The 14,218-nt window shown below is 74.7% G+C and carries 11 protein-coding genes; 2 read left to right on the forward strand and 9 right to left on the reverse strand.

Annotated features, from left to right (window positions below; all coding sequences use genetic code 11):
* Positions 1–148 precede the first annotated feature (148 nt).
* The 3 genes from ACIQD7_RS15655 to ACIQD7_RS15665 all read right to left on the reverse strand — a co-directional run bounded on the left by ACIQD7_RS15655 (position 149) and on the right by ACIQD7_RS15665 (position 3,559).
* Positions 149–1,030: a BTAD domain-containing putative transcriptional regulator gene (locus ACIQD7_RS15655; protein WP_402442023.1), complete on the reverse strand. Its 882-nt coding sequence runs from the start codon at positions 1,028–1,030 to the stop codon at positions 149–151.
* Positions 1,031–1,354: 324 nt separating this feature from the next.
* Positions 1,355–1,816: a DUF1772 domain-containing protein gene (locus tag ACIQD7_RS15660; RefSeq protein WP_402442024.1), complete on the reverse strand. Its 462-nt coding sequence runs from the start codon at positions 1,814–1,816 to the stop codon at positions 1,355–1,357.
* A 102-nt stretch (positions 1,817–1,918) separates the two neighbouring features.
* Positions 1,919–3,559, reverse strand: coding sequence for a von Willebrand factor type A domain-containing protein (locus tag ACIQD7_RS15665; RefSeq protein WP_402442026.1), 1,641 nt, complete (start codon positions 3,557–3,559; stop codon positions 1,919–1,921).
* Positions 3,560–3,773: 214 nt separating this feature from the next.
* Between ACIQD7_RS15665 and ACIQD7_RS15670 the strand changes: the two genes are divergently transcribed.
* Positions 3,774–4,499 carry a DNA-binding response regulator gene (locus ACIQD7_RS15670; protein ID WP_402442028.1) on the forward strand — a complete coding sequence of 242 codons (726 nt, stop codon included), beginning with the start codon at positions 3,774–3,776 and terminating at the stop codon, positions 4,497–4,499.
* A gap of 15 nt (positions 4,500–4,514) precedes the next feature.
* Here ACIQD7_RS15670 and ACIQD7_RS15675 read toward each other — a convergent pair whose 3' ends face one another.
* The gene (locus tag ACIQD7_RS15675; RefSeq protein WP_402442029.1) at positions 4,515–5,411 is read right to left on the reverse strand and encodes an ABC transporter permease; all 897 of its coding nucleotides are present in this window, start codon (positions 5,409–5,411) and stop codon (positions 4,515–4,517) included.
* Positions 5,408–8,233 (reverse strand): alpha/beta fold hydrolase, encoded by a 2,826-nt coding sequence (locus ACIQD7_RS15680; protein ID WP_402442030.1) that lies wholly within the window; start codon positions 8,231–8,233, stop codon positions 5,408–5,410. The genes ACIQD7_RS15675 and ACIQD7_RS15680 overlap by 4 nt, the downstream gene beginning before the upstream one ends.
* A gap of 127 nt (positions 8,234–8,360) precedes the next feature.
* Here ACIQD7_RS15680 and ACIQD7_RS15685 point away from each other — a divergent pair, with 127 nt between their 5' ends.
* Positions 8,361–8,780 (forward strand): GNAT family N-acetyltransferase, encoded by a 420-nt coding sequence (locus ACIQD7_RS15685; RefSeq protein ID WP_240449815.1) that lies wholly within the window; start codon positions 8,361–8,363, stop codon positions 8,778–8,780.
* Between the two features lie 59 nt (positions 8,781–8,839).
* Here ACIQD7_RS15685 and mmsA read toward each other — a convergent pair whose 3' ends face one another.
* The 4 genes from mmsA to iolC are packed head-to-tail and all read right to left on the reverse strand — an operon-like array spanning position 8,840 to position 14,214.
* On the reverse strand, positions 8,840–10,351 hold the full coding sequence (gene mmsA / locus ACIQD7_RS15690) for a CoA-acylating methylmalonate-semialdehyde dehydrogenase (protein WP_402442033.1): 1,512 nt from the start codon (positions 10,349–10,351) through the stop codon (positions 8,840–8,842).
* A gap of 14 nt (positions 10,352–10,365) precedes the next feature.
* Positions 10,366–12,252 (reverse strand): 3D-(3,5/4)-trihydroxycyclohexane-1,2-dione acylhydrolase (decyclizing), encoded by a 1,887-nt coding sequence (iolD, locus tag ACIQD7_RS15695; RefSeq protein ID WP_402442035.1) that lies wholly within the window; start codon positions 12,250–12,252, stop codon positions 10,366–10,368.
* Between the two features lie 40 nt (positions 12,253–12,292).
* Positions 12,293–13,150 carry a 5-deoxy-glucuronate isomerase gene (iolB, locus tag ACIQD7_RS15700; protein ID WP_402442037.1) on the reverse strand — a complete coding sequence of 286 codons (858 nt, stop codon included), beginning with the start codon at positions 13,148–13,150 and terminating at the stop codon, positions 12,293–12,295.
* Between the two features lie 2 nt (positions 13,151–13,152).
* A complete protein-coding gene (gene iolC, locus ACIQD7_RS15705) occupies positions 13,153–14,214 on the reverse strand; it encodes a 5-dehydro-2-deoxygluconokinase (RefSeq protein WP_402442362.1) in 1,062 nt (353 codons plus the stop codon).
* Between the last annotated feature and the right edge of the window lie 4 nt (positions 14,215–14,218).

Raw genomic sequence — 14,218 nt, forward strand, 5'->3', positions numbered from 1 at the left:
GCACCTCGGAGGAAACCCGTCCTGCCCGCCGAAACTAATTCGGCTTCGGAAGCCGGTCAACGGTGAGCTGCGGCACTTCATTCCCTCCGGGGAGCGGGAAGGGGCCGGTCGGCGGCGCGGGAGCGGCCGTTCGGGGGCCGACGGGCCGTCAGACGGAGGAGCCCGCCGGGACGAGCCGGGGGCGGGGCGGGGCGTACTGGGCGGGGATGCGGAGGCCGAGGGCGGGGCGCCCTCCGGTGTGCCGCACGGCCAGGACCGAGCGCTGGAGGCGGCGCAGCCGCGCCGAGGGCTCCATGCCGCTCTCCGCCTTGAGGGCGAGGCGCAGCCTCTCGTACACGGTGAGGGCGTCGTCGTGCTGGCCGCAGCGCAGCAGGGCGACCATGAGGTGGGCGTGCAGGGGCTCGTTGGTGCGGTAGCGGGCGACGAGTCCGGTGAGCTCCGGGACGAGTTCGGCGTGCCGGCCGAGGCCGAGCTGCGCTTCGAGCCACTGGTCGAGGACGCTGAGCCGGGAGGTTTCGAGGCGCTCGATCTCCCTGCGGAGGCGGGGTCCGGCGGCGACGCCCGCGTACGGGTCGCCGCGCCAGAGGGCCAGGGCCTCGCCGAGGCGGAGGGCGGCGCGCTGGAGGTCGCCGGCCTCCATGGCGCGGTAGCCGGCGCCGGCCGCGCGCTCGAACTGCCAGACGTCGTGGGCGCCGCCGCCGGTGTCGAGCCGGTAGCCGCCGGGCTGGGAGACGAGGACCGCGTCGGCGGTGCGCCGGCCGGACCAGTCGGCCCCCCGGCCGGCGGGGCCGGTGCCGCGCAGGGCGTCCTCGACGAGGGCGCGCAGCCCGGCTATGTGGGCCTGGAGCTCCGCGCGGGCGCCGCGCGGCGCGCCGGACGGCCACAGCTCCTCGGTCAGGACCGTCACGGGGACGACCTGGTCGGCGCTGGCCGTGAGCAGGGCGAGCAGCTGCCGGGGCGCGGCCGCCGTCGGGGTGATCGACGCCCCGTTCTCACGTACCGACAGTCCCCCCAGGATCCGGACGTCCACCTTGCCCCCTCAGTGCCTGCGCGGCGTCTGCGCGCGGGATGACTCTCGATGATTAGAAAAGACCCCCGTAGGCATGTCAATAAGAAACCGGAGGGTACGGAATCACCTCCCGGGATATCGGGGTGATTCACCCCCTTTGTCGTGCTATTGGGACGTCAAGTTTTCGTCACTGGCTGATAACGCACCCGTGGCGAAAGACTGTTTCCGGACTCGGGGGTACGCTTTCGGGGGTCCTTCGCGGAGTGCGGAGCGGCCCGGACCCTCGACTTCGCGCCACAAACAGACGGCGCGGTACGGTTCCGGGCGGGGGGCGCGGGCGGATTCCTAGAGCACCGCGGCGGCGGTGAGCAGGCCGAAGGCGACGGTGATCAGGGCCGTGCGGGCGCGGTGGAAGCCGTTCCAGCGGTCCTCGAAGGCGGCCCGGACCGCCGCCGGGTCCCCGGCGGAGCCGCGCGCCAGGGCGTTGTTGAGGGGGATGTTGCCGCCGAGGGTGACCGCGTGGTTGAGGACCGCGCACACGAGCCCCGCGAGGAGGAGCCACTTCCGCGCGTCCGTCCGCCCGTCGACGGGGACGAGGAGCGCGGCGGCGGGGAAGGCGATCACGCCGAGGAAGACGGTGAGGAACACGGCCCTCGGCACGTACTCGTTGATCCGGCGCATCGCCGTGACGAACTCGGCGTCCGTCAGGCGGGCGAGCGCGGGCATGATCCCGGTCAGGAAGACCAGCATGAAACCGGCGTAGAGGCCGGTGCAGACGACGGCGAGGGCGAGCAGCAGGGTGGCCATGCGGCCATTCTGTCCCGCTGCCCGCCCCGTACGTCAGGCGTCGCGCGTCGGGTTCGGTCAGGCGTGCGCGTCACGCGAGGGGGCCCGTCGCCGGAGGGCCCGTCAGCTGTACGGGTCGCCCGGCCGCAGCTCCCCCTCCCCCGCCCGGCCCGGCTCCGACGGCTCCTCCGCCGGGCCGCGCAGGCGCTCCGCGCTCCGGACCGCGTCGGCGAGTTCCCGCACCACCGCCGAGCCGGAGCGCCCGGCGATGGCGTCGGCGTGTCCCGCGAGCGTCCCGAGCGCCGGTGCCCCCGGCAGCGTGCCGCCGCGCAGGATGTCCGCGAAGTAGGCGGCGATCGCGGTCAGTTGCAGGCTGTCGTGGCCGGAGCCCCAGATGTCGGCGGTCAGGGCGCCGGTCGCGACGGTGCCGGAGCGCTCGCGCGGGGCGCGGGTGGCGGGGTCGAGCCAGCGGACGGTGGCGGTGGCGACGGTCCCGGCCGCCCCGGGCCTGGTCCGCACCGCGTACAGCGCGGTGACCGTGTGACCGGCCCCGATCTCGCCGCCGTCCACCCGGTCGTTCCGGAAGTCCTCGTCCGCGACCTCCCGGTTCTCGTAGCCGATCAGCCGGAACTTCTCGACGGTCCGCCGGTCGAAGGCGACCTGCGCCTTGGCGTCGCGGGCGCGCAGCTCGACGTGGGCGGGCAGCTGGTCGACGAAGACCTTGCGGGCCTGCGCCGGGGTGGAGACGTACGTCGTCTGGCCGTCGCCCTTGTCGGCGAGCTTCTCCATGAACGCGTCGCCGAACTCGCTGCCGACCCCGACGCCGAAGAGGGTGATCCCGTACTCCCTGCGCTCCTCGTCGATGCGGGCGAGGATCGTCTCCGCCTCGGTGGAGCCGGTGTTGGCGAGGGCGTCGGAGAGCAGCACGACCCGGTTGGTGGCGCCCTCGCGGTGGCCGGCGACGGCGGCGTCGTAGCCGGTGCGGACGCCGGCCTCGACGTTGGTGGACGCGCCGGTCGCCAGGGAGTCCACCACCTCGCGGATCCGGTCCCTGGCCTCCCCGACGCGGGTCATGGGCAGCCGGCTCTCGGCCTCGGAGCTGAAGGTGACGAGGGCGATCGAGTCGTCGTCGCGGAGCTGCCCGACGAGCAGCCCGAGGGACTCCTTGACGAGGTCGAGGCGGCCGGGCTCGTCCATGGAGCCGGAGACGTCGACGACGAAGGTGAGCGCGGCGGGCGGGCGTTCGCCGCTCCGGTCCGCGCCCCGGGTGGCGAGCCCGACCCTGACCAGGGACCAGCCGTCCCGTCCGGCGCGGGCGCCGTCGAGGGTGACGCTGAAGCCGTCGTCGGCGGGGCGCTCGTAGTCCGGGCGGAAGCTGTTGACGAACTCCTCGGGGCGCACGGTCGCCGGATCGGGCAGCCGTCCCTCGGCGAGGGCGCGGCGGGCGTAGCCGTACGAGGCGGTGTCGACGTCCAGGGCGAAGGTGGACAGGTAGTCGGGCGCGGGCGACGGGGACCGCTGCTCGCCCTCCCGGGGCGCGGCCGTCCCGGTGCGGCCCGCGTCGGGGGCGTCCGTTCCGGCGCGGCCGCCGTCGGGGACGACCGGTGCGGCGCGGCCGCCGTCCTTCGCGCTCCGGTCGGCGGTGGTCCCGTCGCCGGACGCGCCGCAGCCCGTGAGGACGATTCCGGCGGCGAGCAACCCCGCGATCACGGCCGGAACCCGGGCCCGGCGGGTCCGGGTCCCGCTCGTCTCGTTGCGTTGCATTCCATGTCCCCCTCTTCGTAAGGCACTTGTGAATGTGACGAACGACGGCTCCGAAAAGAGCAGTCGAAGGGGTTGCGGATGGATCTCGATGCGGCAACGGCGACACGGGTGAACCCCGGTGGCATGGATTCGCCATCCTTCTCAACAGAGGTTGTCACCGTGTGCAGTCACATGCGTACATGGAGTGGACATCGATCGGCGGGGGTGGTCAGCGGTGGCAGAGAGCGCGGGCTCCGTGATGCTCGCCCGTTCGGCGATGAACCGGGCCGCGACCGAGGGACAGCGGCCCGCGGGGCGTCCGGTCCGGGGAGCGCGGCGCATCAGTGCCGCGCTCGCCGGGCTGGCCGCCTCCACCCGGCACGAGTTGCTGACCTTCGACGACCCGGCCGCGTCCACGGGCTACGCGATCCCCGAGCCGTTCCTGGAGCTGGCGGGGGCGTGCATGAGGGCCGCGACGGAACGGGCCGACGAGGTGCGGCGGATCGTCCCCCGGCACGCGCTGCCCCACATCGGGGGCGGGCTCGGGACTCCGGGCCGGGCCCGGCTGGTGGAGTCGATCCCGTTCAAGATGATCCTCGTGGACCGGACGGTGGCGGCGGTCCCGCTCGACCTGGAGCTGTTCTACAACGGGCTGCTGCTGATCCGCGATCCGGTGGTGGTGCAGGCCCTCGGCCGGGCCCACCACGTCTGCTGGGCGATGGCCGAGGACCCGGTGGCGTACACGGTGCCGTCCCCCTCTCCCCCGCCGGACGACCTGCCGCCCCAGCTGCGCCCGGTGCTCGACGCGCTCCTCGCGGGGCTGACGGACGAGACGGCGGCGGCCCGGCTCGGCATGTCCGCCCGGACCTACAGCCGGCGGGTCGGCGAGCTGATGGCGGCCCTCGGCACGACGAGCCGCTTCCGCGCGGGCGCGGAAGCGGCTCGGAGGGGGTGGTTGTGAGGGCCGTTCACCCGGTCAGGACACGATGTCCTTGCGGGCGAAGCCTCGGAAGGCGAGGGCGAAGAGGACCAGGGCGTACGTCAGGGAGATCGCCGTGCCCTTCACCATGCCGCCCCACTCCAGCTGGGGCTGGAGCGCGTCGATCCAGGCGAACTGCCAGTGCGCGGGCAGGAAGTCGCGCCAGTCGCCGAGCGCGGTGACGGCGTCCAGGACGTTGCCGACGATGGTCAGGCCGACGGCGCCGCCCACCGCGCCGAGCGGGGCGTCGGTGCGGGTGGACAGCCAGAAGGCGAGTCCGGCGGTGACCAGTTGGGAGGCAAAGACGAAGGCGACGGCGATCGCGATCCTGACCAGGGCGTCCCCGGCCGGCACGGAGCCGCCGGTCGGCAGCTGGAGCGGGCCCCAGCCGTAGGCGACCGTGCCCGCCACCAGGGCCACCAGGGGGAGGAGGACCATCGCGGCCGCGCTGTAGGCGAGCGCGACCACCAGCTTGGAGGCGAGGAGCCGGGAGCGGGGCACGGGCGCGGCGAGCAGATAGCGCAGCGAGGACCAGCCGGCCTCGGAGGCGACGGTGTCCCCGCAGAACAGCGCCACGGGGATGACGAGGAGGAAGCCGGCCGAGACGAAGAGGCAGGTGGCCGCGAAGTTGGCGCCCGAGGTCGTCGCCGTGTCCAGGAGGGTGACGCGGCCGTCGCGGTCGCCGTCCCCGGTGCCGCCGATCGCGAAGGCCGCGATCAGGACGAACGGCAGGGCGGCCAGGACGGCGCCCATCACCAGGGTGCGGCGGCGCTTCCACTGGCGCAGGGCCTCGACGCGCAGGGGCAGGGTGCGTCCGGGGCGGTAGCCGGGGGCGGCCTCCACCGTCGCGGCGGGGTTCTCGGGCGGCAGGGTGCTGGGGGTGGTGCTGCTCATGCGGCTCCTCCTCCGATCAGGGTCAGGAACGCGTCCTCCAGGCGCCGGTGCGGTCCGACCCCGGTCAGCGGCACGTCCAGGCGGACGAGTTCGCCGATGAGGGCGGTCGCGTCGGCGCCGTCGAGCCGGACCAGGAGTCCGGCGTCGGTGCGGGCGGCCGAGCCGACGCCCGGCAGGGCGCCGATCTTCTCGACGAGGGCGTCCGGGAGGACGGGCAGGGGCGCGCCGTCGGGGGTCCGTTCGGCGAGGGTGACGAGGAGGGTGTCGCCGGAGCCGGTGATCTCCGCGACCGGCCCGGCCTGCACGAGCTGTCCCCGGTCCATGACGACGAGGTGGGTGCAGGACTGCTCGACCTCCGCCAGGAGGTGGCTGGAGACGATGACGGTGCGGCCCCCGGCCGCGTACCGGATCATCACCTCCCGCATCTCGCGGATCTGCGGCGGGTCGAGTCCGTTGGTCGGCTCGTCCAGGATCAGCAGGTCCGGCAGGCCGAGCATGGCCTGGGCGAGGGCGAGGCGCTGGCGCATCCCCTGCGAGTAGGTGCGCACGGCGCGCTCCAGGGCGCCGCCCAGGTTGGCGATCCGCAGGGCCTCGTCGACGTGGGCGTCCCCGGCGGGGCGGCCGGTGGCCTTCCAGTACAGGTCGAGGTTCTCCCGGCCCGACAGGTGCGGCAGGAAGCCGGCGCCCTCGACGAAGGCGCCGACGCGGGAGAGGACGGGGGCGCCGGGCCGGATGGCCTGGCCGAAGACCCGGATCTCGCCCTCGTCGGGGGCGATGAGGCCCATCAACATGCGCAGGGTGGTGGTCTTGCCGGCGCCGTTCGGGCCGAGGAGGCCGAGGACCTGGCCCTGCTCGACCCGGAAGGAGAGGTCCTTGACGCTGTACCGCTCGCCGCCCTTGTACTTCTTGGACAGGCCGGTGATCAGGAGCGGTACGGCGGCGAGTTCCGGGTCCGGGGCGGGCGCGGCGGTCCTGCGGCGGGCCGTCAGGAGCAGGACGGCGGCGACGGCGAGACCGATCAGCGGCAGGCCCCACACCCACCAGGGCAGGGCGGCGGCCCGGGTGGTGAGACCGGGCGCGGTGGGGACGGTGAGGGGGCCCTCGACGGCGACGGTGTAGGCGGCGGGGGCGGCCGGGGAGGCGTAGCCGAGGTCGGTGGCGGCGACGACGAGCCGCAGCCGGTGCCCGGCCTCCACCTCGTGGTCGATCGCGGGCAGCGTCAGGGTGACGCTCCTGCCGTTCCGGGCGTCCTCGACGCGGACGGGGGCGACGAGCTGGGCGGGCAGCACCTGCTGCCGGCCGTCGGGGCCGACGTCGTACACCTTGGCGAAGAGGACGGCGGAGCCGTCGGCGGCGGTCGAGGTGACCTTGACGCGGACGGTCGGCGCGCCGGTGATCCGCAGCGCCCCGGTCTGCGGCTTCGCGTCGAAGCGGGCGTGCTGGCCGGGGAAGTCGAGGGAGAGGCCGACGCCGAGGGAGGAGAGGCCGGAGAGTCCGCCGCCGAGGCCGGGGACGGCCGAGACGGCGGGCGGGGCGCCGCCCGGCGGGTTGGCGAAGGTCCGCGGGGCGCCGTCGAGGGGGACGTCCGTGGTGCCGGAGGCGAGGCCCGGGTAGCGGTCGGCGGTCGCGGCGCGGGTGGTGGCCCGGCCGTTGGTGGAGTCGACGCCGCCGGTACGGCTGACGCGGAAGGCGGGGCCGGTGTCGGCGGAGGCGTCCTTCTTCAGCCAGCGGTCGAACCAGGCGCCGACGCGCCGCTCGACGCGCTCGGCCTCCTGGTCGCCGCCGTCGTGGCCGCCGGAGGTCCAGTCGACGGCGACGGGGGCGCCGTTGGCGGCGAGGGTCCGGGCCATGGCGTCGGACTGGGCCAGGGTGAAGAGCGAGTCGGACCGGCCCTGCACGAGGAGCGCGGGCACCTTGATCCGGTCGCCGACGGCGGAGGGGCTGCGGGCTTCGAGCAGCGCGCGGGCGGCGGCATCGGGCTTCCCGGCGACGGCGACGCGCTGGTAGAGCGAGCAGAGCTCGGCGGTGAAACGGCCGCAGGCGGGGGGCTTGGCGGGGGCGGAGCCGGCAGGAGCCTTTCCGGGGGCGGTGGTGGTGTCGGTGGCGGTGTCGGTGGCTCCCCCGCCGGCCGACGCGCCGCCCGTGGCGGGCCCGTCTCCCGCACCCGGGGCGTCTCCGGTACCGGGCCCGTCCCCCGCGCCCGGCCGGATCCCTTCGCCCGCCCCGTTCCCGGCCGAGAAGAAGATCCCCGCCCAGAGCTTCTTGAAGACGCCGTCCGGGAAGAGGGCGTCGGCGAGGTTCCAGTACGTGATCCGGGGGGCGATCGCGTCGACGCGCGGGTCGTGCCCGGCGGCGAGCAGGGAGATCGCGCCGCCGTAGGAGGCGCCGCTGACGCCGACGCGCGGGTCGCCCGCCTCGTCGAGGAGGACCTCGGGCCGCGCGGCGAGCCAGTCGATCAGCCGGCTGACGTCCCGGACCTCGTGCTCGGGGTCGTTGAGGCCGATCTCCCCGGTGGAGGCGCCGAAGCCGCGGGCGGACCAGGTGAGGACGGCGTAGCCCTCGCGGGCCAGTCCCTCGGCCTGGGCGCGGACGTCGTCCTTGGAGCCGCCAAAGCCGTGGCCGAGCAGGACGGCGGGCCTGCGCCCGTCGTCGTCGCCGGTGAAGTACGAGGTGTCGAGCCGTACGCCGTCGACGTCGAGCGTCCGGTCCGCGCGGTGCACGGGCGGTGGATCGTCCGAGGCGACGGCGGTCCAGGTGCCGGCACCCGCGAGGACGGTGAGCGCGGCGGTGACCGCGGCCCACCGGGGAAGTCGGAGTCGCATGGTCCCGAGCCTAAGCGGCGCCCCTGTGGACCGCGGCGCCCCGAAGACGGAGGTGCCGCACCTCCTGGGGTCGTACGGAGTACGGTCCGCATACCGCAGGCGCGGTACGAGGGCGCGAGGAGGACACGTGGTCGAGATCCGGCGGGCGACGACGGTGGCCGAACTGGTCGCGGCGGAGCACCTCTACGACGGCCCGGCGAGGGAGGAGTGGGCGGCCCGCTTCCTGGCGGCGCCGGGGCACCTGATGCTGATCGCCTACACGGAGGACGGCTTCCCGGCCGGCTTCGTGTCCGGCGTCGAGATGACCCACCCGGACAAGGGCACGGAGATGTGCCTCTACGAACTCTCCGTGGACGAGTCCCACCGACGGCGCGGAACGGGCCGCGCCCTGACGGAGGCCCTGCTCACGGCGGCCCGGGCCCGCGGCTGCCACGGCGCCTGGGTGGGCGTGGACACGGACAACGGTCCCGCCCTGGCGACCTATCGCGCGGCGGGGGCGGCGGACGAGGGGGTGTTCGCGATGCTGGGCTGGACCGTCCCGGAATGAGGACGCCCGGGTCCCGGAGCGCGACTGCCGCACTCCGGGACCCGGGCGTCCGCCCGCCGTCAGTGGTTGCGCGGGAAGCCCAGGTCGACGCCGGCCGGGGCGTCGGAGGGGTCGGGCCAGCGGGTGGTGACGACCTTGCCGCGGGTGTAGAAGTGCACGCCGTCGTTGCCGTAGATGTGGTGGTCGCCGAAGAGGGAGTCCTTCCAGCCGCCGAAGGAGTGGTAGCCCACCGGGACCGGGATCGGGACGTTGACGCCGACCATGCCGGCCTCGACCTCCAGCTGGAAGCGGCGGGCCGCGCCGCCGTCGCGGGTGAAGATCGCGGTGCCGTTGCCGAACGGCGAGGCGTTGATGAGGGCGAGGCCCTCCTCATACGTCTCGGTGCGCAGCACGCACAGGACCGGGCCGAAGATCTCGTCCCGGTAGGCCTTGGCCGTGGTGGGGACGCGGTCGAGGAGGGAGAGGCCGATCCAGTGGCCGTCCTCGTGGCCCTCGACGGTGTAGCCGGTGCCGTCGAGGACGACCTCGCAGCCCTCGTCCGCCGCGCCGTGCACGTAGGAGGCGACCTTGTCGCGGTGGGCGGCCGTGATGAGCGGGCCCATCTCGGAGGCGGGGTCGGTGCCGGGGCCGATCTTGATCTTCTCGGCGCGCTCGCGGATCTTGTCCACGAGCTCGTCCGCGATCGAACCGACCGCCACGACCGCCGAGATCGCCATGCAGCGCTCGCCGGCGGAGCCGTACGCCGCCGAGACGGCCGCGTCGGCCGCCGCGTCGAGGTCGGCGTCCGGGAGGACCAGCATGTGGTTCTTGGCGCCGCCGAGCGCCTGGACGCGCTTGCCGTTGGCGGAGGCGGTGGTGTGGATGTGGCGGGCGATCGGGGTGGAGCCGACGAAGGAGACCGCCGCCACGTCCGGGTGCTCCAGGAGCCGGTCCACGGCCACCTTGTCGCCGTGCAGGACGTTGAAGACGCCGTCCGGCAGACCGGCCTCGGCGAGCAGCTCGGCGATCTTCAGGGACGGGGAGGGGTCCTTCTCGCTCGGCTTGAGGACGAAGGTGTTGCCGGTCGCGATGGCGATCGGGAACATCCACATCGGCACCATGGCCGGGAAGTTGAAGGGCGTGATGCCCGCGACGACGCCCACCGGCTGGCGGATCGAGGCCACGTCCACCCGGTTCGAGACCTGGGTGGAGAGCTCGCCCTTGAGCTGGGTGGTGATGCCGCAGGCCAGGTCGACGATCTCCAGGCCGCGGGCGACCTCGCCGAGCGCGTCCGAGTGCACCTTGCCGTGCTCGGCGACGATCAGCTCGGCGATGGCGTCGCGGTTGGCGTCGAGCAGCGCGCGGAACTTGAAGAGGATCGTGGTCCGCTGGGCCAGCGAGGAGGTGCCCCAGGTGGCGAAGGCGGCCTTGGCGGCGGCCACCGCCGCGTCGACCTCCTCGACGGAGGCGAGCGCGACCCGGGTGGTCACGGCGCCGGTGGCCGGGTCGGTGACCGGCCCCCAGTTGCCCGACGTGCCCTCGACGGTCTTGCCACCGATCCAGTGGTCGACGGTCTTGACGGTGTTCGTCATGACGAAATGCTCCTTCAGAGATGGCGGCGTCGGGCGGTGACGTGCCGGTCGTACTCCTCCCGGGCCTTGACCGCCGACGGGCGGGTCGAGGTCTCGGCCACGGGCACATCCCACCACGCCGCGGCCGGAGGCGGGCCCGACACTGTGTCGGGCGTTTCGGTCTCGACGTAGACACATGTGGGAACCGTCGCGGCCCGCGCCTCCCCGAGGGCTTCCCGCAGGTCACGCACGGTGCGGGGGCGCAGCACCCGCATCCCGAGCGAGGCGGCGTTGGCCCCGAGGTCCACGGGGAGCGGCGGCCCGGTGAAGCCGCCGTCCGCGTCCCGGTACCGGTAGTCGGTGCCGTACCGCTCGGCCCCGACCGCCTCCGAGAGGCCGCCGATCGAGGCGTACCCGTGGTTCTGGAGGACGATCAGCCGCAGCGGCAGGCGCTCCTGCACGGCGGTGACGATCTCGGTGGGATTCATCAGGTACGTCCCGTCCCCGACGAGCGCCCAGACGGGCCGGCCGGGGGCGGCGAGGAGGACGCCGATCGCGGCGGGGATCTCGTAGCCCATGCAGGAGTAGCCGTACTCGACGTGGTACTGGTCGGCGGAGCGGGGCCGCCACAGCTTGTGGAGGTCGCCCGGGAGCGATCCGGCGGCGTTGATCAGGATGTCGCTCCCGTCGACCAGGGTGTCGAGTGCGCCGAGGACCTGGGTCTGGGTGGGGCGGGCGTCCCCGTCGCCGGGGGCGCTGTACGCGGTGTCGACCCGGCGCTGCCAGTCCCGCTTGGCGGCGGCCCACTCCTCCGGGTCCCGCGACCGGTGGCCGTCCAGGGCCCCGGTGAGGGCGGTCAGGCCCTCGCGGGCGTCGGCGACGAGCGGCAGCGCCGCCTGCTTGTGGGCGTCGAAGCCGGTGACGTTGAGGTTGAGGAAGCGGGCGCCCTCGGGGAAGAGGGTGCCGGAGGCGGTGGTGAAGTCGGTGTGGCGGGTGCCGACGCCGATGACCAGGTCGGCGGTACGGGCCAGGGCGGCGGCGGTCTCCGTACCGGTGTGGCCGACGCCGCCCACGTCGCAGGGGTGGTCGTACGGCAGGACGCCCTTGCCCGCCTGGGTGGTGGCGACGGGCAGCCCGGCCCGCTCGGCGAAGGCCCGCAGGGCGTCCTCGGCGGCGCTGTGCTTCACCCCGCCGCCCGCGACGACCAGGGGGCGCTCGGCGGCCCGCACGGCCCGTACGGCCGCGTCGAGTTCGGCCGCGTCGGGGCGGGGGCGGCGGACCCGCCAGGTCCGCTCCGCGAAGAACTCCTCCGGCCAGTCGTACGCCTCCGCCTGCACGTCCTGGGGCAGGGCGAGGGTCACGGCGCCGGTCGCGGCCGGGTCGGCGAGGGTCCGTACGGCTTCCAGGGCGGCCGGGACCAGGGCCTCGGGGCGGGTGACCCGGTCGAAGTACACCGAGACGGGCCGCAGGCAGTCGTTGACGGAGACGTCGCCCGCGGAGGGGAGTTGGAGCTGCTGGAGGACGGGGTCGGCGGGGCGGGTGGCGAAGGTGTCGCCGGGGAGGAGCAGGACGGGGAGGCGGTTGATGGTGGCGAGGGCGGCGCCGGTGACGAGGTTGGTGGCGCCGGGGCCGATGGAGGTGGTGACGGCGTGCGCGGAGAGGCGGCGGGACTGGCGGGCGTAGCCGACGGCGGCGTGCACCATGGCCTGCTCGTTGCGGCCCTGGTGGAAGGGCATGGCGGCGGGGCCTCCGGGCCGTGCGGCGCCCTCCACGAGCGCCTGGCCGATCCCGGCGACGTTCCCGTGGCCGAAGATCCCCCAGGTGGCGGCGATCAGGCGGTGGCGCTCGCCGTCGCGCTCGGCGTACTGGGCGGCGAGGAAGCGGACGAGGGCCTGGGCGGTGGTGAGCCGGACGGTGCTCATGCGTGCCTTCCCGTGCGGCGCTTCGGGGCCGGCCGGGCGCTCACGCGTACCCCTCCGTGTGCTCCGGGTGGAAGCTGATCCTCCACTCCCGTCCGGGTCCGGGACCCGCCATGGCGTTGAGGTAGTAGAGGTCGTGACCCGGCTGGGCGATCGAGGGGCCGTGCCAGCCGTCGGGGACGAGGACCGCGTCGCCGTCGCGGACCTCGGCGAGCAGGTCGGCGCCGCCGGGCCGGGAGGGCGAGATCCGCTGGTAGGCGAGGCCGTGCGGGCCCCGGACCTCGTAGTAGTAGATCTCCTCCAGGACGGATTCGGCGCCGGGGCGGTGCTCGTCGTGCTTGTGCGGCGGATAGGAGGACCAGTGGCCGCCGGGCGTGACGACCTCGACGGCGATGAGCCGGTCGCAGGGGAAGGCGTCGGCGGAGGCGAAGTTCCGCACCTCGCGGGCGCGGTCGCCGCTGCCCCGGGTCTCGACGGGAACCTCCGGCGCGGGGCCGTAGCGGGCGGGGAGTCGTCGCTCGCACTTCGCTCCTGCCAAAGCGAAGCGGCCCCCCGCGCCGGAGGCGATCTGGGCGTGGGCGTCGCGCGGTACGTAGGCGAAGTCGGTCACCCCGTCGAACACGCTCGCGCGGCCCCGGAGTTCGAAGATCTCGCCGTCGACGCGCACGCTACAGGCACCGGCGAGGGGAAGCACGGTCCATTCGGAATCCCCGCTCCCGAAGGAGTGGGTCTCCCCCGGCCCGAGGGTGAGGACGCGGAGCGCGGAGTACGTCCATCCGGCCCGCCCGGGGTCGATGTCGACGGCGTACGGGCCGCGGGCGGCGGCCCCGGCGGGGAGGTGGAGGGACGCGGGGCGGTGGGGGGAGGCGGGGCGGTCGGGGCTCGGGCTCATGACGGTCATCCCTACCCCCTTTCCGGAAGCGTTCCCGTACGGACCGTTCCCGTACTGGTCGTCCCCGTACTGGTCGTTCCCGTACTGGCCGTCCCCGTACTGGTCGTCCCCGTACTGGTCGTCCCCGTACGGATCGTTCCCGTGCCCCCGGCCAGGGCCTCCGCGATCTCCGCCGGGTCCGGCATGGCCGAGGAGCAGGCGAGCCGGCCCGCGACGATCGCCCCGGCGGCGTTGGCGCGGCGCAGGGTCCCTTCGAGGTCCCGGCCCGCGAGGAGGCCGTCGACCAGCGCCCCGCCGAACGCGTCGCCCGCGCCCAGCCCGTTGACCACCTCCACCGGCAGCGGCGGCACCTCGGCGCGGGTCCCGTCGGCGGCGAGCGCGAGGACGCCCTTCGGGCCCTGTTTGACGACGGCGAGCCGGACGGCGCCGCCGTCGGAGGCGAGCAGGGCGCGGGCGGCGGCCTCCGGGTCCCGCTCCCCCGTCGCGACCTCGCACTCGTCGAGGTTGCCGACGGCGACGGTGGCGTGGCGCAGGGCCTCGGCGTAGTACGGGCGGGCCTCGGCCGGGTCCGTCCAGAACATCGGCCGCCAGTCCAGGTCGAACACGGTGGTCCCCCCGCCGCCCGACCGGGCCCGCAGCGCCTCCAGGGTCGCGGTGCGGCTCGGCTCGGCGCACAGGCCGGTGCCGGTGGCCCAGAAGACCCGGGCGGCGCGGATCGCGTCGAGGTCCAGCTCGTGCGGGTGGATCTCCAGGTCGGGGGCCTTGGGCAGCCGGTAGAAGTAGAGCGGGAAGTCGTCGGGCGGGAAGACCTCGCAGAAGGTGACGGGGGTGGGGTGCGCGGCGACCTCCGTCACCCAGCGGTCGTCCACGCCGAAGTCCATGAGCTCCCGGTGCAGGAAGGTGCCGAAGGGGTCGGCGCCGGTGCGGGAGACGAGCGCGGTGCGGCGGCCGAGCCGGGCGGCGGCGACGGCCACGTTGGCCGGGGAGCCGCCGAGGAACTTGCCGAAGCTCTCGACCCGGTCGAGCCCGACGCCGGTCTGGAGCGGGTAGAGGTCCACGCCGAGGCGCCCCATGGCG

Origin of the sequence: Streptomyces sp. NPDC093071 (genome assembly GCF_044754545.1) — a bacterium.
In the GTDB taxonomy this organism is placed as follows: domain Bacteria; phylum Actinomycetota; class Actinomycetes; order Streptomycetales; family Streptomycetaceae; genus Streptomyces.